This window comes from Luteolibacter sp. Y139, assembly GCF_038066715.1.
Lineage (GTDB): Bacteria > Verrucomicrobiota > Verrucomicrobiia > Verrucomicrobiales > Akkermansiaceae > Haloferula > Haloferula soli.
This window is the reverse complement of sequence record NZ_JBBUKT010000007.1, coordinates 297,469-322,964: the sequence shown is the minus strand read 5'-3', so window position 1 is coordinate 322,964 and position 25,496 is coordinate 297,469. Positions and strand designations below refer to the sequence as shown.

26 protein-coding genes are annotated in these 25,496 nt (G+C 63.1%); 16 read left to right on the top strand and 10 right to left on the bottom strand.

Annotation, left to right across the window (positions count from 1 at the left end; genetic code table 11):
* Positions 1–46 precede the first annotated feature (46 nt).
* The 3 genes from WKV53_RS18585 to WKV53_RS18575 all read left to right on the top strand — a co-directional run bounded on the left by WKV53_RS18585 (position 47) and on the right by WKV53_RS18575 (position 2,689).
* On the top strand, positions 47–1,411 hold the full coding sequence (locus WKV53_RS18585) for a hypothetical protein (protein ID WP_341406285.1): 1,365 nt from the start codon (positions 47–49) through the stop codon (positions 1,409–1,411).
* A 41-nt stretch (positions 1,412–1,452) separates the two neighbouring features.
* Positions 1,453–2,205: a 7-carboxy-7-deazaguanine synthase QueE gene (locus tag WKV53_RS18580; RefSeq protein ID WP_341406284.1), complete on the top strand. Its 753-nt coding sequence runs from the start codon at positions 1,453–1,455 to the stop codon at positions 2,203–2,205.
* A gap of 61 nt (positions 2,206–2,266) precedes the next feature.
* Complete coding sequence (locus tag WKV53_RS18575; protein WP_341406283.1) at positions 2,267–2,689, top strand: hypothetical protein; 423 nt, start codon at positions 2,267–2,269, stop codon at positions 2,687–2,689.
* A gap of 85 nt (positions 2,690–2,774) precedes the next feature.
* Here WKV53_RS18575 and WKV53_RS18570 read toward each other — a convergent pair whose 3' ends face one another.
* From WKV53_RS18570 to aat, 5 genes are all read right to left on the bottom strand, one after another.
* Complete coding sequence (locus WKV53_RS18570; protein WP_341406282.1) at positions 2,775–6,653, bottom strand: FtsK/SpoIIIE domain-containing protein; 3,879 nt, start codon at positions 6,651–6,653, stop codon at positions 2,775–2,777.
* Positions 6,637–6,849 carry a hypothetical protein gene (locus WKV53_RS18565; protein WP_341406281.1) on the bottom strand — a complete coding sequence of 71 codons (213 nt, stop codon included), beginning with the start codon at positions 6,847–6,849 and terminating at the stop codon, positions 6,637–6,639. Before WKV53_RS18565 ends, WKV53_RS18570 begins: the two co-directional genes overlap by 17 nt.
* Positions 6,846–7,379: a hypothetical protein gene (locus WKV53_RS18560; RefSeq protein ID WP_341406280.1), complete on the bottom strand. Its 534-nt coding sequence runs from the start codon at positions 7,377–7,379 to the stop codon at positions 6,846–6,848. The genes WKV53_RS18565 and WKV53_RS18560 overlap by 4 nt, the downstream gene beginning before the upstream one ends.
* A gap of 3 nt (positions 7,380–7,382) precedes the next feature.
* Positions 7,383–7,655: a WXG100 family type VII secretion target gene (locus WKV53_RS18555; RefSeq protein WP_341406279.1), complete on the bottom strand. Its 273-nt coding sequence runs from the start codon at positions 7,653–7,655 to the stop codon at positions 7,383–7,385.
* Between the two features lie 140 nt (positions 7,656–7,795).
* Positions 7,796–8,443: a leucyl/phenylalanyl-tRNA--protein transferase gene (gene aat, locus WKV53_RS18550; protein ID WP_341406278.1), complete on the bottom strand. Its 648-nt coding sequence runs from the start codon at positions 8,441–8,443 to the stop codon at positions 7,796–7,798.
* A 106-nt stretch (positions 8,444–8,549) separates the two neighbouring features.
* Between aat and WKV53_RS18545 the strand changes: the two genes are divergently transcribed.
* Genes WKV53_RS18545 through WKV53_RS18520 form a run of 6 tightly spaced genes read left to right on the top strand, consistent with a single transcriptional unit; the run spans position 8,550 to position 13,692 of the window.
* Positions 8,550–9,326 carry an Hsp33 family molecular chaperone HslO gene (locus tag WKV53_RS18545; protein WP_341406277.1) on the top strand — a complete coding sequence of 259 codons (777 nt, stop codon included), beginning with the start codon at positions 8,550–8,552 and terminating at the stop codon, positions 9,324–9,326.
* Between the two features lie 59 nt (positions 9,327–9,385).
* Positions 9,386–10,216, top strand: coding sequence for a hypothetical protein (locus tag WKV53_RS18540; RefSeq protein ID WP_341406276.1), 831 nt, complete (start codon positions 9,386–9,388; stop codon positions 10,214–10,216).
* A gap of 2 nt (positions 10,217–10,218) precedes the next feature.
* Positions 10,219–11,112, top strand: coding sequence for a glucosyl-3-phosphoglycerate synthase (locus tag WKV53_RS18535; RefSeq protein ID WP_341406275.1), 894 nt, complete (start codon positions 10,219–10,221; stop codon positions 11,110–11,112).
* Positions 11,109–11,555 carry a GNAT family N-acetyltransferase gene (locus WKV53_RS18530; protein ID WP_341406274.1) on the top strand — a complete coding sequence of 149 codons (447 nt, stop codon included), beginning with the start codon at positions 11,109–11,111 and terminating at the stop codon, positions 11,553–11,555. The genes WKV53_RS18535 and WKV53_RS18530 overlap by 4 nt, the downstream gene beginning before the upstream one ends.
* Positions 11,552–13,021 carry a glycosyltransferase family protein gene (locus WKV53_RS18525; protein ID WP_341406273.1) on the top strand — a complete coding sequence of 490 codons (1,470 nt, stop codon included), beginning with the start codon at positions 11,552–11,554 and terminating at the stop codon, positions 13,019–13,021. The genes WKV53_RS18530 and WKV53_RS18525 overlap by 4 nt, the downstream gene beginning before the upstream one ends.
* Positions 13,018–13,692 carry an HAD family hydrolase gene (locus WKV53_RS18520; protein WP_341406272.1) on the top strand — a complete coding sequence of 225 codons (675 nt, stop codon included), beginning with the start codon at positions 13,018–13,020 and terminating at the stop codon, positions 13,690–13,692. The genes WKV53_RS18525 and WKV53_RS18520 overlap by 4 nt, the downstream gene beginning before the upstream one ends.
* Before the next feature lie 294 nt (positions 13,693–13,986).
* On the opposite strand, the gene WKV53_RS18515 is transcribed toward WKV53_RS18520, so the two are convergent.
* Genes WKV53_RS18515 through WKV53_RS18500 form a run of 4 tightly spaced genes read right to left on the bottom strand, consistent with a single transcriptional unit; the run spans position 13,987 to position 17,947 of the window.
* Positions 13,987–15,786, bottom strand: a complete 1,800-nt coding sequence (locus tag WKV53_RS18515; protein ID WP_341406271.1) for a sulfurtransferase — start codon at positions 15,784–15,786, stop codon at positions 13,987–13,989.
* A 60-nt stretch (positions 15,787–15,846) separates the two neighbouring features.
* The gene (locus tag WKV53_RS18510) at positions 15,847–17,130 is read right to left on the bottom strand and encodes an RNA polymerase sigma factor (protein ID WP_341406270.1); all 1,284 of its coding nucleotides are present in this window, start codon (positions 17,128–17,130) and stop codon (positions 15,847–15,849) included.
* The gene (locus tag WKV53_RS18505; RefSeq protein ID WP_341406269.1) at positions 17,130–17,531 is read right to left on the bottom strand and encodes a YciI family protein; all 402 of its coding nucleotides are present in this window, start codon (positions 17,529–17,531) and stop codon (positions 17,130–17,132) included. Before WKV53_RS18505 ends, WKV53_RS18510 begins: the two co-directional genes overlap by 1 nt.
* A gap of 29 nt (positions 17,532–17,560) precedes the next feature.
* Complete coding sequence (locus WKV53_RS18500) at positions 17,561–17,947, bottom strand: DUF1428 domain-containing protein (RefSeq protein WP_341406268.1); 387 nt, start codon at positions 17,945–17,947, stop codon at positions 17,561–17,563.
* Positions 17,948–18,089: 142 nt separating this feature from the next.
* On the opposite strand from WKV53_RS18500, the gene WKV53_RS18495 reads away from it, so the two are divergent.
* The 3 genes from WKV53_RS18495 (at position 18,090) to WKV53_RS18485 (ending at position 21,094) form a co-directional block, all read left to right on the top strand.
* Positions 18,090–19,439 carry an NCS2 family permease gene (locus WKV53_RS18495; protein ID WP_341406267.1) on the top strand — a complete coding sequence of 450 codons (1,350 nt, stop codon included), beginning with the start codon at positions 18,090–18,092 and terminating at the stop codon, positions 19,437–19,439.
* A gap of 70 nt (positions 19,440–19,509) precedes the next feature.
* Positions 19,510–20,601: a class I SAM-dependent methyltransferase gene (locus WKV53_RS18490; protein WP_341406266.1), complete on the top strand. Its 1,092-nt coding sequence runs from the start codon at positions 19,510–19,512 to the stop codon at positions 20,599–20,601.
* A 19-nt stretch (positions 20,602–20,620) separates the two neighbouring features.
* A complete protein-coding gene (locus WKV53_RS18485; RefSeq protein WP_341406265.1) occupies positions 20,621–21,094 on the top strand; it encodes a hypothetical protein in 474 nt (157 codons plus the stop codon).
* Between the two features lie 102 nt (positions 21,095–21,196).
* Here WKV53_RS18485 and WKV53_RS18480 read toward each other — a convergent pair whose 3' ends face one another.
* Positions 21,197–21,508: an outer membrane protein assembly factor BamB family protein gene (locus WKV53_RS18480; RefSeq protein ID WP_341406264.1), complete on the bottom strand. Its 312-nt coding sequence runs from the start codon at positions 21,506–21,508 to the stop codon at positions 21,197–21,199.
* Between the two features lie 90 nt (positions 21,509–21,598).
* On the opposite strand from WKV53_RS18480, the gene WKV53_RS18475 reads away from it, so the two are divergent.
* From WKV53_RS18475 to WKV53_RS18460, 4 genes are all read left to right on the top strand, one after another.
* Positions 21,599–22,375: a hypothetical protein gene (locus WKV53_RS18475; RefSeq protein WP_341406263.1), complete on the top strand. Its 777-nt coding sequence runs from the start codon at positions 21,599–21,601 to the stop codon at positions 22,373–22,375.
* 69 nt (positions 22,376–22,444) lie between these two features.
* Positions 22,445–23,656 (top strand): efflux RND transporter periplasmic adaptor subunit, encoded by a 1,212-nt coding sequence (locus tag WKV53_RS18470; protein WP_341406262.1) that lies wholly within the window; start codon positions 22,445–22,447, stop codon positions 23,654–23,656.
* The gene (locus tag WKV53_RS18465; RefSeq protein ID WP_341406261.1) at positions 23,653–24,339 is read left to right on the top strand and encodes an ABC transporter ATP-binding protein; all 687 of its coding nucleotides are present in this window, start codon (positions 23,653–23,655) and stop codon (positions 24,337–24,339) included. The genes WKV53_RS18470 and WKV53_RS18465 overlap by 4 nt, the downstream gene beginning before the upstream one ends.
* Positions 24,336–25,487 (top strand): ABC transporter permease, encoded by a 1,152-nt coding sequence (locus WKV53_RS18460; RefSeq protein WP_341406260.1) that lies wholly within the window; start codon positions 24,336–24,338, stop codon positions 25,485–25,487. Before WKV53_RS18465 ends, WKV53_RS18460 begins: the two co-directional genes overlap by 4 nt.
* Positions 25,488–25,496 lie beyond the last annotated feature (9 nt).

Sequence of the window (25,496 nt, the reverse complement as noted above, 5' to 3'; positions counted from 1 at the left end):
TTCACATCGCGATCCCGCCCTGTGGGGTTAGTCTAGCAACCGGATCATGCAAACTCCCTCGGAAAAGCTTCGCGACGCGTGGACTCGCCACGCCGCTGCCGTGGCCCGAAAGATCAACCTCGCCTGGTGGATCCAGACCCTCTCGACGCCGCTGGTGACGGTCGGCTTGGTAGGCGCCTGTGTGCTGCTTTTGATCCGTCGCGAGGCACCGGACTCCCAGGCCTGGGTGCTTGGCCTGTCAGCCTTCGGCACCGTCGCGCTGCTCGCCGGCATCGCGTGGCTGGTCGCACGCCGCCGCTTTGAAAAGCCGGAGCAATCGCTGGTGCGCATCGAAGCCTCGATGCGCCTCCGCAATGCCCTGTCCGCCGCGAAGGCTGGCGTCGCCCCTTGGCCGGAATTGCCACCGAAGGTGGATGCTGGCGTCGAGTGGCATTGGCAGCGGGTCCTGATCCCGCCCTTCGCCGCGCTCCTCTTCCTCGTCGCCGGACTCTTTTTCCCGGTCTCCGCCCGCACCAATCCCGTCGTCGACAAGGACGAGCCGCTCGCATGGGCCAAGCTGGAATCCGACCTCCAGCGCCTCGATGAAGATAAGACCCTCGATGAGACCTACATCGAAGAAATGAAGAAGAAGCTCGAGGAGCTTCGCGCGCAGAAGGAAGAGGATTGGTTCAGCCATTCCTCCCTCGAAGCCACCGATAGCTTGAAAAAGGAGCACACCTCTCAGGTGGACAAGCTCGAGCGCGAGCTCGAACGGGCAGACAAGGCGCTCGGAAACCTCGAAAAGAATGCCGGCGGCATGTCCGCGGCGGACAAGGAGAAGCTCCTGAACCAGTTCGACCAGGCCCTGCAAGGCCTCCAGAACGGCGCGCTCAAGCCGAACTCCAAGCTTCTCGACCAGCTCAAGCAACTCGACCCAAAGAATCTCGGCCAGATCCCGCCGGACCAGCTTCAGCAACTCCGCGACGCCATGAAAAAAGCCGGCAAGGCCTGCAAGGACTGCCAAGGCGGCGATTGCCAGGGCGACGAATGGCTCGATGAGCTGCTCGACGGTGACGGCAAAGGAAAAGGCGGCGGCAGTGGTGACGGTGACAAGGATGGCGACAAGGACGGCGAAGGCGCGGGCAAGGGCGGCGTGGACCGCGGCCCCGGCCATTCTCCCGGCATGCTCGGTGCCGAGGGCAAGAAGCTCGATACCGGCGACCTGACCGGCCTTGAGTCGAAAGATCTTTCCCGCTCCCTGCCCGGCGACCTGCTCCAGCTTCAGGATGGCGAGCACGACGTGGACAAGTCGGCCGTCGGCTCGCACGCTGGCGGTGAGGCCGGTGCCACCGGCGACGGCGGCGACCGCGTTTGGAAGGACGCGCTCGATCCCGACGAGCAGAAGGCGATGAAGAAGTTCTTCGGCCAGTGACCGGCCTTGGCGGACGCACGGGAGGCGTTCATCGTCTCCCCATGCTCCTCGCCCGCCTCAACGACGGCCCCGAAATCTTTTTTACCCTGCAGGGGGAAGGCGTCTCCGCAGGTCTCCCGGCCGTTTTCATCCGGGCCTCGCTCTGCAACCTCCACTGCCGCTGGTGCGACACCGACCACACCTGGAATTTCGAGGGGACCCCGTGGAAGCACGACAAGGACGCCGACCCGGCCTACCGGAAGCATCGCAAGGCTGACGTGACGATCGAGGTCCCCGCCGCGGAAGTCGTTTCCCGCGTGGCCGCCTTTCCCTGTCGCCGCGTGGTGCTCACCGGCGGCGAACCCTTGCTCCAGCAGGAGGCGTGGCTGGAGGTCATCCAAGGCCTGAGAGCCATCGACCCGGCCTACGTCTTCGAGGTGGAAACCAATGGCACCAAGCCGCCCACGCCCGAATTCCGCGCCGCGGTGAATCAGTTCAATGTCTCGCCCAAGCTGGCGAATTCCGGGATGGAAGCCCGCCTGCGCACCGTCCCGGCGGTCATCGACTCCTTCGCTACGGACCCCAAGGCCTGGTTCAAGTTCGTCGCCCGCGGCGAGGAGGACGTGGCGGAAATCCTCGCCTTCACCACCGGGCACAACATTCCCGCCAGCAAGGTGTTGATCATGCCAGAGGGCCGCAGTGCCGCCGAACTCGACCGGCACGGCCTCGCCCTCACCGGCCCGTGCATGACGCACGGCTGGCGCTTCTGCGACCGCCTCCACGTCCGGCTATGGGGGGACAAGCGGGGCGTCTGAAATCCCGCAGCAACTTTTGCCTCGCAAGTAGGTTACTTCCGCCAGAAACTATCTCGTCACCATGAAGCGCGACTCACACTCCTCCAGCGACTTCGAACAGGACCTCGTCAACGGCCTTGAAAAGGATCCCGTCTGGGAACTCCTCCGGGAAAGCCGCTCCGCGCGGCCCAGCCCGAATTTCGCCGACAACGTCGTCCGCGCCGCCCGCCTCGCCGGGCAGGAGAAACCATGGTGGAGCCGCATCTGGATCCCCGCCGCCATCGGCACCTCCCTCGCCGGAGCCGCCGCCCTGGTCGCAGTCGTCCTCACGCTCCAGTCCCACCCCGGGACCGGCGCTGGCAACGAGAAGATGGTCAAGGTCAACGCCCCGGACGCCTCGCTCGCCGCGCTGCAGGATGACTTCGAAAACGAAGTCCTCCTCGAAGCCTCCGACCATCTCGCCAAGTACGACGACGCGGAGCTGGTCTCGATGATCGGGTTCTGAGATCCCTTCTAGAAATTCAAACAAGAAAGCCGCGGGCCGAAAGCCCACGGCTTTTTCTTTGCCCGCTCGACGCCGGAACGGCGAATCACTTCGCCGCTCCCACCGCGCCCGCCTTCATCTGTTCAGCTGCCTTCTCCCACCAATCCCCTTCGGGTTCGGCATAAGGCCGGAAGGTCTCGGTGGTGCCATGCGCTTCATTATAGAGCAGCGCACGATGCAGCCCGAGGTTCCCCGCCGCAGGCGAGTCGATCAGGTTCGCGGAATCGTTCGCGCTCATCTGGAACAGCACGCGCATCTCGAACTCCGCCATCACCTTGCGCGGCAACCAGCGGCCGACGTTGTTCCAGGTATCGACGCCCGCGAGGAGATGGATTCCTGCGGCACCACCTTCGCTGGCGAGATCCGCCAGCACCTTCGCCGGGTTCGGACCCGAGGGACCATCGTCCATCGAGAACAAATAATCATCCTCCTGCCGCAGCTTCTTGAACCGTTGCAGGCCATGAACGACCACGAAGATCTCCGGCCCTTCAGCCTCACCCGCATTCCGCTTCGCGAGTTCCGCGGCCAGTTCGCCAAAGGCATCCGTCACGCCCGCCGGGCCGACGACCTTCACCTCATGCGGCAAAGTCGAGACCAGCCGCTTCGAAGCACCGCTCCCATCGAGAATCACGAAGCGCGCTCCATCTGCCGGCAGCCCGGCCGCCAGCGAAAGCGTTGCCACTTCCAACAGCGTTCCCACCCGCTCGTCCGACTGGCCGACCACCAGCAAATGGCTGCCGCTGCGACGACCGAAGACGGCCTCTGTGGGGCCCTTGATCGCATTCGGCTCACCCAGCCACGCCTTGACCTCGGCGGGCCGCGCTTGCGGACGCTCATGCAACAGCCCGGCCAACTCGACATTCGCTTCCAGGTCCGCCGGAGCATTGCCCTCGAACACCACCGGCGCGGCCGGCTTTCTTCCCTGCTCCGCGGCCATCTCCGTCACACGGTCGAGCAAGCGGTTCCGCTCGTCCTCCGAAAGCCACACGGTTTGGAAAGGACTGTTCGCCGCCAGCGCACCGGCATTGTCGTTGTAGATCCCTTCGCCCGGCCTCGTCAGCAGGCGCGGCGCGGGATTGTCGTCGTCCATGATCAGATACGCGTCGGCCTCATTGCACTGCAGCGCGATGCGCACGACCATCTGCCCGATCGTCGCACGCGCCAGCGTGTAGGCACCGCCAAGCGTCTGCGAGCCGAGGATCACATGGATGCCGAAGGCACGGCCCTGGCGAACGATCCGGTCTAACAAGAGGGACGCCGACTGCGCGACGGCATCGTCTTCGGTGAAGATCTCCTGGAACTCATCGATCATCAGCAAGGTCCGCGGCAAGGGCAGACCGGTCGCCTTGCGATAGCCTGCCACGTCCTGCGCACCGGCCTTGCGGAACAGTTCACCGCGACGGCGCAGCTCCTCATCCACGCGATGCAGCACGCTGAGGCCGAACTCGCGATCGCTCTCGATCGCCACCACCTTGGCATGCGGCAGGCGCTTGGAGCCGTAGCACTTGAATTCGACGCCCTTCTTGAAGTCCACCAGGTAGAACTCCACCTCGTCCGGGCTGCATTGCAGCGCGAGGTTGGTGATCATCACGTGGAACAGCGTCGATTTGCCGGAACCCGTCTTGCCCGCGATCAGCGCGTGCTGGCGGGTACCCTTGCCGAGCGCCAGCATCTGGAACTTCTTCGCCCCGCTGCGGCCAATCGGCACACGCAGTTCGTCACCGGTGCTGTTTTTCCACCATTCGCTCTCCGGCGGCGAGATGTGCGAGAACGGAACCTCCACGCGATTCGAGTCGATGCTCGCCTGACCGAGCCGGTGCACGAGCGTCGTCTCCAGCTCGCCCTTCGGCGGCGGGGCAAGCACCGCGTGATTTCCTCCGGCCGGCAAGCTCGCGACGGCAAAGGCATCTCCCTGCGGCACCAGCCGCAGGCAAGCCTTCTCCAGCGCATCAGCCAGAGCGGGCTCGACCTGTTGTCGCGGGTCGCGGTGCATCAGCAGATAGACGCCGCAGCGCGCGCCGCTGGTCGCGATGCTCAGCAGCCGCTTCGAAGCCACCTCGCTGAATCCCGCAGGGAAACCCGAAATCACCACGAAGCGATGCTTCTCCGCCACCGTGCCGGCGTGCTCGTTGTATTCGTCGAGCGTCGCATACTCGTTGCGAAGATACATCTGGATCACCTTCTCGATGTGCTCGTTGACCTCCGCCAGCCGTTCCTCGATCTGCGTCGTCTGCGTCCAGATCCGGCCGTGGATGAGCGTCTCCTCGTAGTCGCCGAGGTGCATCAGCCCGGCGAAGTCCTTCCCGAGTCCCACCGGATCGATCAACGTGAACATCGCCCGCCCTGCCGGATGGGTGGTCAGCACCCGCAGGACGATCTCATTGATCGCCGAGGCTGCGGCAGACGCATCCCCTTCTAACAAAACCGAACCCCGATCCGGGAAGCCGAGCGCCAGCGGCACCTCGAACTCAGCGGGACCATCCAGGGTAAAGCGATCGCTTTCCGGCATGCCGCCCGCCAGCTCCTTGAGCGAAACCACGAGCTTGCCGAAAGGCACCACCCGCTCGGAACTTTCCGGCGGCGTCCACGTGCCGACCCACGACTCACTCCACTCCGGGAAGCGGCTGTCAGCCTGCTCCGCCAGCACCGACAACTCGGCATAAGCCGGCTTCACCTGCTCCTCCCACTCGCCGAGCAACTGGTTCAAACCTTCCTCCCGTGTCACATCAGCTGCCCCGACAGCCGCGGCATACTCCGCGTCACGGGCAGCATCCTCCGCCTTGGACTGGGCCTCGAAGTTCGAGACCGCCTGATGCATCCGGTCGGCCACGTGGGAAAGATTCCGCCGGTGAAGCGCCTCGGCCTTCGCGGGCAAGCGGGCTACCTGCGCCTCGATCTTGCGCCGTCCCTGCTGCATCAGATCCTGCCCGATCTCTTCGCTGCCACGCAGCGTTTCGCTCAGTCCTGCACTTTGCTGGGCCACCTCCCGTTTCAGGCTTTCCCCGAGCGCGGTGACCTTCGACTCCGACACCGCAGCCGCTCCCGCACCCAGGTTCCGGGATGACTGCAGGGTGATCGCCATCCGGCGCACCGCCGGGAACAGCAGCAGCGTGGAAAGGAAATGGAGCGCGCACGGAATGAGCAGGGCCATCAGCAGCTTCGGCTTCTGCGCGGCCCATGCCGCGGCTCGATCAGGCGCGCTGTAAATCAAGTAGCCGAAGACGCCTCCAATCACCACCAGCAGCGCGGTCAACGGCACAAAGCGGAACAAGGCCGCGAGCGGATTTCTCTTCAGCGAGTCGAGCTGTCTGCCTGCCTCCGCGAGTCGCCGCTGGCTTTCACCCTGAAGCGTTTCACGGTCCTTGGAAGTGTCAGCTTCATCGCCTTTGACGAACTTGCCCTTGCGCAGCATCAGGCTGAACCACGGTTGGAAACCGCGCAGCACCTTCACCGCACCACGGGCGGTCGCGGCGGTTTCCTCAAGATCCGCCGAGATCCCCTGGGCAAACTCGCGGTGATCCTGGCGGGCTCGCTCCCACAGCTCCTTCGCCTCCTCCTTGCTGCGCATGGTCTGCGCCTGGCGCAGGCCCACGTGGCGGTCCTTCTCATTGCGCACCCGCTTGGCCAGGCCCGCATGAGCGGACTGCGCGGCGCGGTTCATCCAGCTACGACGCGCCTCGTACTTGATCACCACGGCCTCCTGCTCGGAATCCGAGTGCGCCATCAGTCTCTTTTGCCGCGCCGCCCGATCCACCTCGCCGGCTTCGCGCCGCGCGGTCGCATGGCGCCGTGCGACCAGCACGCTCGCAGCATGGGCGCGGGTGAGCGCCGCCTCGCGTCCGGAAATGGACGAAATGGCAGCTTGCAGCCGCAGCAATAGCTCGCGGACGCGCTCGGGATGCAGGGGGTCAGTCACAGTCGGCATGGAGTTTGGAAAGCACGACATCGAGTTCCTCGATCACCCGCGTGGCGGTGGCGACGGCCTGCGGTAGGCCGGCGAGATACTCTTTGTCAAAATCGAAGGATTTGGCGTCACGCCACGACGCGCGGGTCTCTTCCCAGCGCGCGAAAAGCTCGCGATTCGCCTCATTGAGGAGCGACTTGCTGGCACCCAGGCTCATGACGGTTCGGAGGTTTCTTCGGTGGTGGTTTCGCCGCCGCCCGTCACCTCGCGCGGGACGTGGACTTCGGCGTAGTCTTGGAGCAGGCGGATCGAATTGGTGAGCGATACCACCCCCTTCGGCATCTGGCGGGAAAGCGTCTCGTGGAGCGCTTCAAGCTGCTTGGCCAGCACCTCGATCCGCGCGTCAAAGGTCTGCCGCCACCGCTTCAGCACGGCGAGTTTCTCCTCGGCCTCGGCCAGCGCCCGACGGGCCTTGTTCACTGCCATCTGTTGGGCAGTCTTGTCATTGGTCAGGGAGGACATCCGCGCACTGTAAAGCTCCTGCTCCGCCTGCTCTAACATGCGCGCGCGCCGCCGGAACTCTCCCTCCCACTTCTGCCGCTGCTCCACTTCCAGCCAGCCGCGGGTGCGCTTGACCTCGCCGGTCACGTCATCCAGCGCCCGCCGGGCACGCTCGGTATAACGGATCAACGCCGCCCGGAATCCCTCCAGGGCTTCGATCGATCCCACCCGTGCCTGGCTATCCATGGATTAGCGCTGGTCGAGGTACTGCTGAATGCGGTCCGCCTTGCGAAGGAGATAGGGGCCGTGCTGGTCGGAGAGCTCGATGAAGCGCTTCATCGTCTTCATCATCTGGAGAAACTCGGCGGAAAACTTCTCGTGTTCCTGGTCCTGCCAGCTGTCGCCCAGCGCGGCGAAGCGGGACATCAGCGAGGCGGTTCGCTCCTTCACCTCGTTATTGAAACGCTTCAATTCCGTGGCGAAACGGCGGACTTCCTCGGGATCGATGATCGCTTGGGACATGACGGGATTTTCCGGTGGGGTTTCCGAGAGTCGAGGAATTCCCACGGCGACGCACGGGAAAATTCACCCGGAGCAGAAACCCCGAAACCCGGCACAGGTTTCACTCCTTCGGCACTTCCCCGACGCTCCGCACCCTTTCCTCAGGCCCCTGGCCCCAGCTTCGGCGGATGGAAGCCCTCCTCCAGCGAACCGATCGCGTCCTTCAGCCGCCGCTGATACTCGTCCCGCGGGATTTCCTGCCCGCCAAAGCGGCGCAGATGCTCGGTCAGCCATTGCGTGTCCAACAGCACGAAGCCGCGCGCCCGGAGCTCCTCCACCAGCGCCACCAGCGCCACCTTCGAGGCGTCGGTCTTCCGGGAAAACATGCTCTCTCCGAAAAAAGCCCGGCCGAGGGCCACCCCATACAAGCCGCCCTGCAAGCCCTCCTCATCGTGCGTCTCCACCGAGTGCGCGTAGCCCAGCCGGTGCAGCAGGCAGTAGCTTTCGAGAATCGTGGCGTCGATCCACGTCCTCTCGCGCGAGGCGCACCCCTGCATGGTCCCGCGGAAGTCGCTGTTCCATTTCACCTCGAAGGGTGCCTTTTTCATGGACCGCTTCAGCCCGTGAGGGACGTGAAAGCTGCCATCCAGCGGGATAATGCCGCGCATCAGCGGCGAAAACCACGTCAGCTCGCCCGCGTCGGCCATGGGGAAAACCCCTTGGGCATAGGCGCCTAGGAGCACTTGCGGCGGAATGAGCTGGGCTGGCGGAAATCCTGACACGCGGCGACGCCACGTAATCTGTCCCATGCTTCGCCCTATCTCAAACCCATTTCTCCAAAGTCCTTTCCAGCCCGTGACAGCAAAGGGAATTTCGGGTTTGGATTCCGGCCCCACCCGCCCCTACCCTTGCGCCGTGGAAGAGCCGGAGCAGGTCAGCGTCGAGGAGTATGTCAGGGTCGAATCCATCTTCGTCCGTCATCGCAACGCCTTGATCCTGCGTGCTCAATTCGTACCGATCTACACGGACTACTACCTGCACCTGATGCAGCACGGCATCCGCCACCCCGGCGAACTGGACCAGATGCTGAAGGACTTCCTCGCCGGCATCACTCTCCACGCCGTCGCCCGGCCATGGGCGGAGACGATCGCTTGGACCGTCAGCCTACGCGCCCCGCGGGTGAATGTCTTCGTGACCGCCGGTTCGACCGAGGAATCCGTCGTCGGACGCCTCTTCACCGAGGACGTCCGCGAGCCGGATCGCCACTACTTCTACTCCCAGACCATCTCCCGCAGCCTGCCCGAGCCGCGGCTTTCCACGCTGGAGGTGGACGACCGCGACCCACTCCACTGGGTCGAGCGCTACTACGAGCAATCCGAGCAGCGACCGGCCCGGATGTTCCGTCACGACGACGAAGTCTTCACGCTCGTCACCGCCCAGCCGGATTGCGACGAGGAATGGCTCTCCAAGCTCGACGCGGAGGCCGTCGAGAAGATCGAGGAAACGGAAGAAACGACTCTGCTGGAGACCCGGCGCTTCCACTTCCATTGCGGCTGCACCCTCGCCCAAATCCTCCCCGTGCTCGGCTCGTGGCGGGAGCGGAAGGACGATCTCTTTGAGGACGCCGACGTCATCACCGTCCAGTGCCCGCGCTGCGCAGCGCGATACCGGGTGACGCGGGATATGATCTAACGACGATGGATTCTCCGGCTCCAAGGCCCACAGAAATCCGCCGCCCCGAGGGCGTCCCATTGTCAGAGGAACAAAAGCGGAATTACCAGAAGGACATCGACCGCTTCGAAGAGGAGAAGTTTGCCGCGAAGCACTCCTTTCCGACGAAGCTGTTGGGATGGATGCTGGTTGCCGGCATCGCACTTCAGGCTGCCGGATCGTTCTCGCATGGTAGCTACAACTTTGGCGGGCTGGTTTTCCTCTTGGCCGGATTCAGCATCCTGAAGGGCTCTCAAAGCGCGCTCAGGTTCGCGGCCTTCTTCGCCGTTCCCGGAGCGATTCTTGGCAGCTTGCGGATTCTCTGGCACGTCGCCGCCCGCGAACCGCTTGAGATCAATGGGGAATGGCGAAGCTACGGCGACTTGGAATTCTGGACCTTGGATGTTTCGCCCTGCATGTATTTCGCGGCGGAGTCCATCGTCGCGGCATGCGCCCTTCGGCTGAGAAAGATCCCATTCTGGACCAAACCTGTCCGGCTGTGGGCATCGGTGGTGGGAATGCTCCTCCTCATCCAGTTCGGCTTCTTTGTAAGGGACTTGATCCGCCAGCGTGAAGTCCGTCGCTCCTTCCCAAAGGAACTGGCAACGGCCAAGGCACACATCCTGACCTATGGAGGAAGTGTATTCGCCACCCCTTCCTTGATCTCCTCGGTAGCAACATTCGGCGAATTTCCCAATATCCTCGAAGTGATGTGGAGTACCTCACCCAGCAGTCACTCGATGATCTATCGAAAGAACCCCAACGAAGGATCCGCGTTGGGAAAACATCTCGAACTTCAGGAATGTCTCCAGCTGCCATCCGGCGAATGGGGAAGGATTGAAATGAAACTGATTCAACCCGAGAGTCACTGAACATGGCCCGAACCTTCCACCACCGCGACTTCGCCGACCTGCCCGCCCTCGTCGCAGCGAAGGAGGCCGCTGGCCTGCGAGTCTCGCTGTGCATCCCCACGCTCAATGAGGAAGGCACCATCGCCCGCGTGGTCTCGGTGTTGAAGGCCGCGCTCTTCGACCAACATCGCCTGCTCGATGAACTCGTCGTCATCGACTCCGGCTCGACCGACCGCACCCGCGCGTTGGCGGAAGAAGCCGGAGCGGAAGTAATCCTCGCATCGGACATCCTTCCCTTCCAAGGCCAGCGCACCGGCAAGGGCGAGAACCTCTGGAAAGCCGTCTATCAGCTCACCGGCGACATCATCTGCTTCGTCGATGGCGATATCGGAAACATCCATCCGCGCTTCGTCTATGGCACCGTCGGCCCGCTGATCCGGCATGCCGAACTTGGCTACGTGAAGGGCTTCTACGAGCGCCCGCTCCTCGCCGCGGAAGGTGTCGATCCCCGCGGCGGCGGACGCGTCACGGAAATCCTCGTCCGCCCCTTGCTCCAGCGCTTTTGCCCGGATCTCGCCGGGCTTCACCAGCCACTGGCCGGCGAGTATGCCGCCCGGCGCGAGCTGCTGGAGCAGTTCGCCATGCCCACCGGCTACGGGGTGGAAATCGCCCATTTGTTAGACTGCCACCGGCTCCACGGCGCCGCCGCCATCGGCCAGACCGACCTCGATGAACGCATCCACCGGAACCGCTCGCTGGCCCAGCTCGGCCGGATGTCCGGGGAGATCCTCGATTCCTTTTTCGCCCGCCATCCCCAGCCGGTGGCCGCCCCGGGCGAGCGCCCGCCGATGATTTCTCTGCCGGAATATCGCGAACGCTTCCCTGCGGCGGCGGAGCGCGCTAGGAAGTCCGCGTGACCCCGCCGGAGATCCGCGAACTCGTCGCCGAGGACATTCCCGCCGCCCTCCGCTTGCTGGCGATTCTGAACGCCAGCACCCCGCCGGAAGTGCTGGAACAGCGCTTCAAGGCCATCCTCGCCGAGCACCCGCACTACCACGCCTTCGGCGCCTTTATCGACGGCAAGCTGGCAGGCCTCGCCAGCGCCTGGATCGCCACCAAGGTCTGGTGCGGCCGTTACCTCGAACTCGATAACATCGTGGTCGATCCCGAACTCCGTTCATCCGGAGTGGGTAGCTTCCTCATCCAACGACTCGAAGCGCTTGCCCGCGAGAAAGACTGCAATCTCGCCGTGCTCGACAGCTACACGTCGAATCACCCCTCCCACCGGCTTTATCATCGCCTCGGCTTCGAAATCTGGGGCTTCCACTTCGTCAAACCCCTCGGCCCGCTCGACCGATGACTCCGCCGTATTCCGTCGCCATCGTCCACTATCACCTCCACCGCGGCGGGGTGACCCGCGTGATCCACACCGCGTCACGCTGCCTCACCGAACTCGGCATCCGCCACGTCATCCTGAGCGGTGAGCCGGACGAAAGCGGCGCGAGCTTGCCAGTGAAGGTCGTCGAGGGCCTGCGCTACCACACCGACCCCGGTGGACCAACCGCCCGCCAATTGATGAAGGAAATGAAGGCCGCCGTGGTCGCCTCGCTCGGCAGCGATCCCATCGTCTGGCATTTCCACAATCACTCTCTGGGCCGCAATACGGTCATCGCCGATGTCGTGGCGCAGTTGGCCGAAGCGGGCGAAGCGATGGTCCTGCAATTCCACGATCTCGCCGAAGACGGCCGGCCGATGAACTACCCGCTCATCGCCGATGCGGAGCTGCTTTACCCGCATTCGCCGCGAATCAAGCAGGCCTTTCTCAACTCGCGCGACCGCCGTCACTTCCTCGCAGCCGGGCTCCCCGCCGGGCATTCCGTCTTGCTGCCGAACGCGATCACCCAGCCCGCCGCCGTGAAGCCGCTGGAGAAGAAGCCAGACGCAGCGCTGGTACTCTATCCGATTCGAGCAATCCGCCGAAAGAACCTTGGCGAATTGTTCCTCCTCTCTGTCCTCTCTCCGAAAGGCACCCGCTATGCCGTCAGCCTCGCACCGGACGCCGTACGCTGGATGCCCGTCTATGAGGAATGGCGTGCCTTTGCCGCCGACACCGGCCTGCCAGTCTTGCTCGATGTCGTCGGCCGCCTCTCGCCCTCTCCCAAGTCACCACGCACCTACGCCAGTTGGCTGCGCCACGCGACGCATTGCATCAATACGTCCGTCGCCGAAGGATTCGGCCTCGGCTTCCTGGAGCCGGTCACTCTCGGCAAGCCGCTGTTAGGGCGGAACCTGCCCGCAGTTACCAACGACTTCGCAGAGGCCGGTATCGTGCCCGGCCGTCTCTACGATCGACTGCTCGTGCCAGTCGAGTGGGTCGGCCGCGAAACCCTCCGCCAGCGCCTGATCCGCAGCATGCGAGCCACCCTGGAAAGCTACGGCGAGCCGATGTCGAACGAGCACCTCGAGCGTTCCTTCGCCGCGATGCTCCACGACGGCCACCTCGACTTCGGCAACCTTCCGGAAGACCTCCAGCGACAAGTCATCCATCGACTTCTATCCGGTGACGGACTAGATCAAGTATTGGTGGAAATCCGCGCCGAAACCCAACCCGCCCGCACCTGGCTGCGCCGCACGCTCAAGCTCACCGAGCCCACCGCCAAGCCCGGTGACCTGCTCCCCTACTCCACCGATGCCTACAGTTCGCGCCTGAAAAAGCTCTACGCCGAACTGATCGACGCCAAGCCCGAGCCGCCGGAAGAAGTGCCGAAGCACAAGATCCTCGCCGGCTACCTCAAGCCGGGCTCGTTCCATTTCTTGCTCTCGTGAATCTTCGAGCCGTCCTCTTCGACGTCTACGGCACCTTGCTGAAATCGTCAGCCGGTGAAATACATCCCGATCCCACGCTGCGAGCTCTGATCGAAAAGGCTCACGCTGCCTCGCCGCATCCGTTTCCGGAAGTCGACATCCGCGAGATCCACGCGGCCATGCATCCCGAGCTTTCCTCCAACGGAATTGAGCAGCTCGCGATGGAGCATGAACAAGCCGCCAATCCCGTGACCGCCATGCCCGGAGCAGTTGAGACGCTCCGTGAACTCTCTTCTCGCGGACTAAAACTCGGCCTTATCTCCAACGCCCAGTTCTACACCATACCCGTCTTGGAATCCTGCCTCGGCGACTCCCTGGCAAACTTGGGCATTGATCCCGACCTCCGCTTCTTCTCCTACCTCGAACGACGCGCGAAGCCGGATGTGCACCTCTTCGAGATCGCCCGTGTCCGACTGTTAGAGCGAGGCATCCAGCCCCACGAAGTGCTCTACGTCGGCAACGATGTCCGCAACGACATCGACCCAGCCAACTCCTGCGGCTTCCTGACCGCACTATTCACTGGAGACGATACCTCCCTGCGACTCCACGGCCGATCGTTGGAAGAAAGTGGGGCGAGTTTGATTCTCCCGCGCCTCCCAGATCTTCTCTTGCAATCAATCCCCCTCTTCTAGGACCTCGATAGCTCTCGGAGGCTTGCCACCGTCTTCACGGGTCCACCCTGACGAGGAAACGCTCACGGCGAGTTCCTGCTTCTGATCCAAATCCTCGGGCGGAACCATCCTCAGTTCCGCCGGTCTTTCTTCAGAAAACGGTCCGCTGCTTCCCATCATTGTGGAGCTCAGCACCCAGCAGGCGCAGCCACACACGAACAGACAAGCCACCGTCGCGCTTCCAGACCTAAAGGGTTGCCTGCCGTTCATGCTGGAAAACCAACATTTCAGAACCCGGAAGGCAAGCCCTTAATGCTATTTTTCCAGCACCACCTCTCCCATCCACTCCGGCAATGTGGCCGAGTGGTGAGCGAGAGCGCCGGAAAGCGGATGCCGGAACTCGATCTTCCACGCGTGCAACTGCATCGCCGGATCCTCCACGGACAGCGTCTGCGTGTCGCCTCGCTTCCCATCCTGCAGATAGTTCGGATCGCCCACGATCGGGTGCCCCGCGTGCCAGAGATGAATGCGGATCTGATTCGTCCGGCCAGTCAGCGGGCGCACTTCCAATAGAGCAGTCCCATCCTCATCGCGTTGAACCACACGAAAGACAGTCTTCGACTCCAATCCTTCTTCTGCAATCTCCCGAGCACCAGCAACACACGCCTCATCGGAAATCGCCGCATCCACGGTGAACTCGTCCTCCGCCGGATGCCCATGCACACGCGCGAGGTAAACCTTCTCCACCTCGCCCCGCGAGAACTGCGGTTGCAGCAGCTTGGCGAAATGCCGTGTCCGGGCGCACACGACGACCCCGCTCGTATTGGCGTCAAGACGGTGTGCCGGTCGCGGCTTCTCCGGATCCCAAGCCTCATGCAGGAAATGAGTAAGCGTATTCCGATGAAAACGGCCGCACGAATGCATCGGAAGCGGCGCGGGCTTGTTCAGCACGATGATCGCCTCGTCCTCATACAGCACTTCGATCGCCGCATTCACCTCCGGCTCCACCGTCCCGGGAAACACCCGGATCCACTCTTCACCCGCACGAACGACTTGATCCGGTGATGCGGGCCGACCTTGCGGATCAAGCACGCCGCCATTGGCCAACTTCTCCGCCCACTCAAAATCCACGTGGGCGAAAACGCTCTCCAGCACCTCCAGGATCGTCTTCCCATCCTGCTCGCCGGGAATGCGGATCGGCCGCCGATTTTCATAGGGAACACTGCCCGGCAGCGGACTCGTCACCCGCTTCAAGGCCTCATGCCGGGCCGCAATACGCTCCTGGATTTGATCGGCATCCGACTTGTAGCAATGAGGACACGACACGTTCGCCACGTGACGCGGGTCTTCCTGTTCCTCGGCCGTGAGCGGTGTCTGGCAGGCAAAGCAAACCGCTGAGCCCGTCTCACTCAAAGCAGGATCGACCCCGACCCGTTGATCGAAGACAAAGCACTCTCCATCGTAGTGATCGCCGCCGACCTCCTCGAAATATTTCAGGATGCCGCCTTCGAGTTGATACACCTCCCGGAAGCCCGCCTGCTCCATGAATGGCGCGGCCTTCTCACAACGAATCCCTCCCGTACAAAACGTGACCACCGGCGCATCCTTCATCTCCGGCGGCAGCGCGGCGACTGCGGCGGGAAAATTGCGGAAGCTATCGATGCCCGCCGGGATCGCATTCTTAAAGGTGCCAAGCCTCACCTCATAGTCATTGCGGGTGTCGTAGAGCACCACCGGTTTGCCTTCATCCAGCCACTGCTTGAGCTGCTTCGCCTCGATCCTCGGTGAGGTGTACTTCGCCGGATCGATGCTCTCCACTCCGAAGGCAATGATCTCCTTCTTCAAGCGCACCAGCATCCGTGAGAACGGCTGCTCATCGCTGAGGCTGTATTTCGGAGCCAGATCCTCAAGCCCCGGCAGCGCACGCAATTCATTCACCAGTTCCTCAACCGCCTCCGCCGGACCCGCGATGAAGAGATTAATCCCCTCCGGAGCCAGCAGGATGGTGCCCTTCAGCAAACGCTCTTTGCAGAAGCCGATCAGGCGTTCACGCAGGGCCTTGAGCCCGTCCATGCAGGCGAAGCGGTAGCAGGAAATGTTCGTGACGGCGGGCACGCCGGGACCGTGGGACGGACCGCGCGCCGGGAAAAGCGGGAATTGCCGCGAGTTGGCAGCTTATCCAGCCGCCGGCTCCCCTTCCCTGACGCAGCCGTTCAGTTTTTCCGTCAAGAACACCCGCTCCGCCTCCACCGAGGTCTGGCGGATCGCCTGCCGGAAATGGTCGGCCGCCTCGTGATCGCGCCCGAGCCGCTGGGCCAGATCGCCAAGGACCGAGTGATACAAGTGGTAGCTCTCCAGCAAGCGCCGGTCGGGAATGCCGGCAATCGCCTCCAACGCCGCTTCCGGCCCGTGGACTTTCGAGACCGCGACCGCCCGGTTTAGCGCCACCAGCGGCGAACGGCTCATCGCCACCCAATGGTCGTAATGCAGAAGGATCCGCGGCCAATCCGTTGACGCATCATTCGGCGCGGTCGCATGACAAGCAGCGATCCCCGCCTGCAAATGGTATTCAGAAAGCGTGTCGCCCTTGGTCGCCTGCGCCAGATGCATCATCCCGCGAACCACCTTCTCCCGGTCCCACTTGCCGCGATCCTGCCGCTCCAGCGTGAGCAATTCTCCTTCGGGGCTCTCGCGCGCAGGCAACCGGGAAGCATTCAACAGCATCAACGCCGTCAATGCGTGAACCCGCGGCGAATCCGTGCGCGGATGTTCGGCAAGGTGCCCGGCAAGACGGATCGCCTCCTCACACAAGTCCGCCCGCACTAGGGCGTCCCCACTGGACGCCTTGTAGCCTTCGTTGAAGAGCAAATAGATCACCTGCAGCACTGCATCCAGCCGCTCGGCAAGGTCATTCCCCGCCGGGATTTCATAAGGGATCTGCAAATCCTGGATCTTCTGCTTCGCGCGCGTCAGGCGCTTCGCCACCGCGGCCTCGCTAGCCAGGAATGCACTGGCGATTTCCGGGATGCCGAAGCCGCACAGTGTTTTCAGCGCCAGCAACGTCCGGTCATCATGCGGGATCTGCGGGTGGCAACAGGTGAAAATCAACCGTAACCGGTGATCGCGAATCTCATCGTCAAATTGCGGCCCTTCCTCGGGAAGGCGTTCGAGCGAGGCCGCTATCTCGTCCTGCTTGTCGTTGAAGAACTTCTCCCGCCGCAGCAGGTCCAGCGCGCGGTTCTTCGCCGTCTGCATCAGCCACGCCGCGGGATTCGCCGGCACTCCGTAGTAGGGCCACGTCTGCAAGGCGCGGATCAGCGATTCCTGAACCACGTCCTCGGCCAGCTGCAGCCGATGCACGCCGAAGATCCCGGTGAGCGCGGAAACCATCTTGCCCGCCTCCTGGCGGAACAAGTGCTCCGCCAGCTTCGGAATCTCCGGTGACGGCATCGCGCTCATCAAGCCATTGCGTGAGCCTTCGCCTCTTCCACCATCTTCGCGGCCGGACAAGCCGGAGCCACGGGACGCACTTCCACCTTCATCCCATACGGCAGCGCCGGACACATCCGGGCGATCGCCACCGCCTCATCCATGGTCTTGGTCTTGAGCATGAAGAAGCCGCCGATGGATTCCTTCGATTCCGCGAAGGGGCCGTCGGTAGGTGCGTCACCGGCGACGACGTAGCCTTCGTTCTCAAGCGGGCTCGCGGCGGTAATCAGGCCTTTCTTCTGGAGCCCTTCGAACCAAGAGGTCCAATCGGCCATGATGCGTTGGATTTCCTCGGGTGCCATCCCGCGGTGCCAGTTGGTGCTGCGGAAAAGCAGCAGGTGTCCGTTATCGGTCGCAGTGCTAGGATTCATGGGAGTGATGTGTTGGGTTGGAGAGAGAATCAGGCAGTCGCCATGGATTTGGACCCATGCACCAAGGTCGTGAAGCCACCGTAGGCCATGCGCTTGCAATCGAAAGGCATCGCCGATGGATCTTCCATCGTGCAGGCGAGGCGCGGGTCTTTCATCACCGCCGCATTGATCGCGTCACGCTGCTCGCGGGACGGATAGGTGATCCACGCGAAGACCACCGTTTCGTCGGGGCCGCAGCCAGCGATCGTTTTGAACGAGGTCATCTGTTCGGCATCGAGGTCGTCACCGATGCACTCGCGGTAGTCGAGCGCGCCGTGGTCCAGCCAGACCTCGCTGGCGCTCAGGGCGAGTTTCTTGTAGGCTTCGATCTTGTCCTTGTGGAGCGGGATCACGAATCCGTCGACGTATTGGCTCATGGTGTGCGAATGGTTCGGGTTTAGATGCTTTGCGCTTTCATGGAAATGACGAACGGCACCGGCCGGTCAGGACAGGAAATTTCGGGAGATTGCCGAAAAGGCAAATGGCTCTTATAGGATCAGCCCAATAGGTCCCCACCCCATGCCACTTCTGGACCGCATTTTCCGCCTCCGCGACCACGGCACCACTCCCGGCCGGGAAATGGTCGCCGGCTGCACCACCTTTGCCGCCATGGCCTATATCCTCGTGGTGAACCCGGCCATCCTCGCGGACGCCGGGATGCCGCGGGACGCCCTGATCACCGCCACGGCCGTCGGCGCAGCCCTCGCCACGCTGCTGATGGCCTTCCTCGCCAATCTCCCGCTCGCCCTCGCGCCGGGCATGGGCATCAATGCCTTCTTCGCCTACGCCGTTTGCATTGGCATGGGAGTGCCGTGGCAAAGCGCACTCGCCCTAGTCTGCGTCAATGGCGTGATCTTCCTCGCGCTCTCGCTCAGCGGCATCCGCGAGAAAATCGTCCGCGCCATCCCGGCCTTCATGAAGGCCGCCATCTGCGCCGGCATCGGACTCTTCATCGCCTTCATCGGCCTGAAAAATGGCGGCCTCGTCGTCGCTCATCCGGCCACCTTTGTCGACATGGGCGATCTCACCTCGCCGCCGGTCGCCCTGTTCGCAGCGGGCATCCTCATCGCCTGCATCCTCGTCGCCCGCCGGGTGCCATCGGCCATCCTGCTTTCCATCATCGCGATTTCCCTGATCGGCTTCGTCGTCCCGGACGGGAAAGGCGGCACCATTACCCACTGGCCGCAGTCGATTTTCTCCCTGCCCGCCTCACTCTCTCCCCTCTTCCTCAAGCTCGACTTCGGCTTCATCCTCCACGAGCCGCTCAAGGCCCTGCCGGTCATCCTCACGCTCCTGCTCGTCGACATGTTCGACAACCTCGGCACCCTCATCGGCGTCACCAAGCGCGCCGGGCTGATGGACGCCAATGGCAATGTTCCGGGCCTCTCGCGAGCCCTGCTCGCCGATTCCCTCGCCGCGATCCTCTCCTCCCTGTTAGGCACCTCGACCGTGGTCAGCTACATCGAAAGCGCCACTGGCGTGCAGGCAGGCGGACGCACCGGCCTCACCTGCGTCGTCGTCGCCGCGCTCTTCCTGCTCTCGCTGTTCCTCACCCCGCTCATCCTGAGCATCCCCACGGTAGCCGTCGCGCCAGCCTTGGTGGTCGTCGGCATCCTCATGTTCGAGAGCGTTGTCGAAATCGACATCAGCCGCTTCGAAATCGCGGCGCCCGCCGTGCTTACCCTGATCGCCATGCCGATGACCTTCAGCATCAGCACCGGCATCGGGATCGGCATCATCTCACTCGTCGCGATCTCGCTCGGCAGCGGAAAATCACGGGAAAATCTCACGCCCTTCACATGCAGTCTCGCGGCCGTGTTCATCCTGCATTTCCTCGAGCCGCTGCTCTTCCGTTGGATGGGAAAATGAGTCGCCTTTCCGCCTGTCATTCCCCGGAAAACGGCGCTATCACCCTTGGCTGGAAATCCCCGAATCCACCATGAAAACCGCTCCCCTTTTCCGCCCCGCCAATCCCGCGCCCCCGCAGCCCGATGCCCTCAACGCGATGATGGGCAAAGTCATCACCGACCTCGGTGCCGCCGCCAATGGCGCGCTGGTCATCCTCGGCGACCGCCTCGGCCTCTACCGAGCCCTCGCCGAAGCCGGACCTTCGACCTCAGCCGAGCTCGCCTCCCGCTCCGGCCTCGACGAACGCTACGTCCGCGAATGGCTCGCGACCCAAGCCGCATCCGGCTACGTGGAATATGACGCCACCGGCGAAAAGTTCTCCATGACTTCTGAGCAATCCGCCGTCTTCGCGGACCCCGATAGCCCTGTCGCCATGGCCGGCGGCTTCTACAGTGTCTCCGCCCTCTATCATGACGAGCCGCTGGTCACCGATGCCTTCCGAACGGGCGCCGGCGTCCCGTGGAGCGACCACCACAACTGCCTCTTCTGCGGCACCGAGCGCTTCTTCCGCCCCGGCTATGTCGCCAACCTCGTCGACCACTGGATCCCCGCACTCGATGGCGTGCAGGAAAAACTCCGCGCCGGGGCCAAGGTCGCCGACATTGGCTGCGGGCACGGCGTCTCCACCATCGTGATGGCAAAGGCATTTCCAAACTCACAATTCACCGGCTTCGACATGCACGGGGCCTCGATCGATGCCGCCCGCCAGCACGCCGCCGACGAAGGCGTGAGCAACGTCCGCTTCGAAGTCGCCGCCGCGAAAACCTTCCCCGGCAAGGACTACGATTTCGTCACCGTCTTCGATGCCCTGCACGACATGGGCGATCCCGCCGGCATGGCCGCCCACGTCCTCGAATGCCTCAAGCCCGACGGCACTTGGATGATCGTCGAGCCCATGGCTGGCGACACATTGGCGGAAAATCTCAATCCCGTCGGCCGCGCCTTCTACGCCTTCTCCACGATGATTTGCACGCCCGGTTCGAAGAGCCAGGAAGTCGGCCTCGCCCTCGGTGCCCAAGCCGGCGAAAGACGCCTCGGCGAAGTCGTCAAACAAGGTGGCTTCACTCGCTTCCGCCGCGCCACCGAAACGCCGGTAAACTTGATCCTCGAAGCACGACCCTGAGATCAAACTGACCCGCACGATGAAGTCTCCAAACCCGATTCTGCTCCCCTTGTTGGTTCTCAACCTGATCGTTTCATCCGCGGCACTGTATCTTGCCGTCACACGCCATTCGGCCAACCTGGCGACGCCCCCTGCCGCCATTCCTCAATCTATCAGCGGACTCGCCCGCGTGCCGGTGGATGGTCTTTCACTCCGCTTCCGCCATCCTGAGCTTTTCGAGTCCGCTCACGATATGCCGCGACCGGCCGCGCTCGGAGAGCTTGTCCGGCGGGGAGCCCTGCGTCCCGGCATCTCTGACCGTGAAGCAGCATTCCTTCTCGGCGATGTCGAGGACATGGCCGTTGAGGAGGCTGACGACCAAGGCTTCACCTGGAACTACGGTTTGCCCGGCGGCAACCTCGTGTTGGAGTTTTCACCGCAGCGGACTCTCCTGCGGGCCCTTCACACTCACGACGGCGGCCCGGGCTATGCTCACTCCGAATCGTTGTTCTGATCCCGGGCAACACGACCGCCTTCTCGTTACCCCCACGGAACTCGACACCTTGAAATCACGATTTCGCGACTCCAGCTACAAAGTCACCAACAGCAACGAAATCTAGGACGACCTCCGCACCACCTTCTCCAAATACTGCACCGACACCCCTTCCAGCGCCAATGACACATCATTGTGCCCGAAGCCCTTGAGCTCGTTGTGCCAGAAGATCTCGCCGGTGCCCGCGTCGAGGCAAAACAAATGCCCGCTACAGCCCGCATAGACCCGGCCATCCCGCAGGATCACCGACACATCCTCGCCCCGCGTGGAGGAAAGAATCCCGCCAGTGCGCAACTCCGTGGCCCAGAGGATTTCGCCGGTGGTCGAGTCGAGCGCGGCGACGCTGCCATTGGTGCCGATGAGGAGTGGGGTCACAGGCGGGATCCAAACGCAGCCACGGGTGGTCCCGCAAGCTTCCCGGACTGATTCTTTCTTTCCTCCCGGAGACCGCTAGGCTGATCCCCAATGATGGGAGGAGGAAAACCCCGGCTGTTGGTGCTATTTGGCTGCCTGCTCCTCGGCATTGCGCTGGTGGCGATGTTGCGTCGCGAGCTTCCGGCGGATCGCGTGGTGCCTATTCCCCCTCGTGAAGACAGACCTGCAGCCGCATCCAAGGCAACCACCGTCAGCGACCGTAAGGTGTCTCAAGCCAGTGCCTTCCCGGTGAAAGACTGGGAGACTCGACTCCGAAGCTACAAAAACCGGAATCGGCAGGAACTCGAGCAGCGGCTCGCACTGCTCGAGGAACGCGTCGGCATGACGGAAATCCAGTCGCTCAATATCCGCCGTCACATGGAAGGCTGGTACGCCTCTTGGGAAAAGGAAGTTGAGACGAACCGGCGTTGGAGCTGGCCGGATCATCGCGAGATCATCTGGGCCCGGATCTGCGGATCGCTCTTCGCATCGGAAGAGCAAAAAATTGCCTACCGCGAGCTGAATTCAGAAATCGGCGTTCAACGCGGCCTGAATCGAGACTTGGCCAGCGAGCTGTTGGGGCGGCTCAAACAGCAGACCGAACTCCCATCCTATCTGGAGAACCTCGTGCTGCCCTTCTTGGAAGCCTGGCGAACTTCAGTGCAGGGCTTGGCCCAGGGCCATCCCGGCACGGACGGAGTATCCTGGCGGGACGGCCTTCACAGCGGGGATTTCGATCCCTTGTCCGAAATTCTGAACGCCGAACAACTTGCGGTACTCTGGGCGTTGATCGAGGAGGGCACCGGGCCCGCCTCCCCAACGCATTAACTCCGTGGAGACTTTTCGACTCGCCTTGCCGCGCACTTGGGGCAGGTTTCGGGCGTTAGACCGGCCCGCATGAGTTCGAAGCCTTCTCTCGACGCCCTCCGCATCGAACGCCCGTCCCACCACGAAAGCCGGGGCGGCTTGCTGTGGTTGTGGCTCTTGCTACTCCTCGCTGCCGGTGGCGCAGCTTGGTTCTTCCTGTCCAAGCGGACTGACATCCCCGTGGTGCAGACCGCCCAGGTGACGGAACACAAGAGCGACGGAGCCACCCGCGCCACCCTTTTGAATGCCTCCGGCTACGTCACCGCCCGCCGCTCGGCCACCGTTTCCTCCAAGGTCACCGGCAAGGTCACCGAGGTAATGGTCGACGAGGGAATGGAGGTGAAGGAAGGCCAACTCCTTGCGAAACTGGATTCGTCGAACGTCGACGCCGCCCTGAAACTCGCCGAAGCGCAACTCGAGGCCACTCGCACCGCGCTCGAAGAAACCCGCTCTAACTTCGACCTCGCCGAAAAAGAACTCGACCGGGTCAACAAGCTTTCCACCAGCGGAGCCTCCAGCCAGTCCGACGTCGATCGCGCCAATTTCCTCTCCAAGTCGCTATCCGGCCGCCTGCGCAAGCAAACTGCCGACATCGTTGTCGCAGAGGCCGACGTCGCCCAGTGGAAGCAGCAGGTCCAGGATAATACCATCCTCGCTCCCTTCGGTGGCATCGTCACCTCGAAGAACGCCCAGCCCGGCGAAATGATCTCCCCCATGTCGGTCGGCGGATTCACCCGCACCGGCATCTGCACCATCGTCGATATGGCCTCGCTCGAGATCGAAGTGGACGTGAACGAGAGCTTCATCAATCGCGTGAAGCCCGGCCAACGGGTAGAGGCCACGCTCGACGCCTATCCCGAGTGGAAGATCCCCGCCAAGGTCATCGCCATCATCCCCACCGCCGATCGTCAGAAAGCCACGGTAAAAGTTCGCGTCGGCTTCGAAAAGATCGACCCGCGCATCCTTCCCGACATGGCCGTGAAGGTCGCCTTCCAGAGCGATGAATCCGTCCCCGCCGGCAAGTCCCTGACCATCCCCAAGGCCGCGGTTTTCGATGACAATGGCACCAGCATCGTCTGGGTGCTCTCCGGCGAGAAGGTCGAGCGCCGCGCCGTCTCCATCTCTCTAACATCAGGCGACCAGTCCACCATTTCCGCCGGGGTATCTCCCGGCGAAACGATTGTCACCTCCACCAGCGGCAAGCTCCAGGACGGCAGCCGCGTCAAACTTACCAAACGATGAGCGCCCTCGTTCGCATCCAGCAAGTCAGCAAGAACTTCCGCCGTGGCTCGGAGGACATCCACGTTCTCGACCGGCTCGACCTCGAAGTGCAGGAAGGCGAATTCCTCGCGCTCATGGGACCGTCCGGCTCTGGCAAGTCCACGCTGCTCAATCTCATCGGCGGCCTCGACCGCCCCAGCTCCGGCTCGGTGGTGATCGGCGATCAACCCATCGACCGGCTGTCCGATCGCCAGCTCGCGGCTTGGCGCGCGCGGCACATCGGCTTCGTCTTCCAGTTCTACAACCTGATGCCGACGCTGAATGCCGAACGCAACGTCGAGCTGCCACTGCTCCTCACCCACCTCTCCAAGTCCAAGCGCAAGGATCACGTGAAAGTCGCGCTCGACGTCGTCGGCCTCTCGCACCGCACGAAACACTACCCGCGCACGCTCTCGGGCGGTGAACAGCAACGCGTCGGTATCGCCCGCGGCATCGTCACCGACCCCACCATCCTGCTCTGCGATGAGCCGACCGGTGACCTCGACCGCAAGTCCGGCGATGAGATCCTTTCCCTGCTCCAGGCACTCAACAAGGACCACGGCAAGACCATCATCATGGTCACCCACGATCCCCACGCCTCGGCTCGCGCGACCCGGACCGTCCACCTCGACAAAGGCCAACTTTCCACTGAAGCGCCGGCATGAAATTCCTCTCGCTGGTCATCGCGAGCTTGAAGCGGAAGAAACTGAGGACAGTGCTCACCATCCTCTCCGCCTTCATCGCCTTCCTGCTCTTCGGGCTGCTGTGCGCGCTCAGGGAAGGCCTGATGGGCGGCGTGAACATCGCCGATGCCGACCGCTTGATCGTCCGGAACAAGGTCACCTTGATCCAGCCATTGCCGGAGAGCTATGAGGCACGCATCAGCCGGATTCCCGGCGTCGATGCCGTGGCCGTCAGCTCATGGTTTGGCGGCATCTATCAGGACCCGAAGAACTTCTTCGCGACCATCCCGGTGAAGCCGGAAACCTTCCTCGACGTCTATCGCGAGTTCAAGGTGCCGGAAGACCAGAAGCAGGCATGGCTGCACACCCGCAATGGTGCCCTTGTCGGCCCCGCCACCATGAAGCGCTTCGGCTGGAAGATCGGCGACACCGTGCCGCTTACCTCGCCCATCTGGGGCCAGCCGAAGGACCAGTCGGCATGGGATTTCCAGATCGTCGGCAGCTATGAAGTGACCAAGAAGGGCGGCGACAATTCCACCTTCTACTTCCGCCACGACTATTTCGATGAAGGCAAGGTCAAGAGAAAGGGCCTCATTGGCTGGACCACCGTGCGCGTGAAAAACCCGGACCAGGCCGCCGCCATCGCCAAGGCCATCGACACCGAATTCGAAAACTCTCCCTACGAAACCAAGGCCGAGCCTGAAGGTGCATTCGCTGCCTCCTTCGCCCAACAGATCGGCGACGTCGGGAAGATCATCACCGGGGTGGTGAGCGCGGTGTTCTTCACGATCCTGTTAGTTGCCGGCAATACCATGAGCCAGGCCGTGCGCGAGCGCACCGAGGAGATCGGCGTGCTGAAGGCCATGGGCTTCACCAATGGCCTGGTCCTGGTCCTGGTGCTGATGGAGTCCCTCTTCATCGCCCTGGTTGGCGGATTCCTCGGCCTCGGCCTTGCTTGGCTGTTCGTCGCAAAGGCCCCGATGCCCAGCACCATCCCGCCCCTGAATCTGCTGAACCGTGACCTCATCACCGGTGCCCTGATCGCCGTGGCGCTCGGCCTCATCGCAGGAGCCATGCCCGCCATCCAGGCGATGCGCCTGCAGATCGCCACGGCACTCCGGAAGAACTGATCCCCTCAC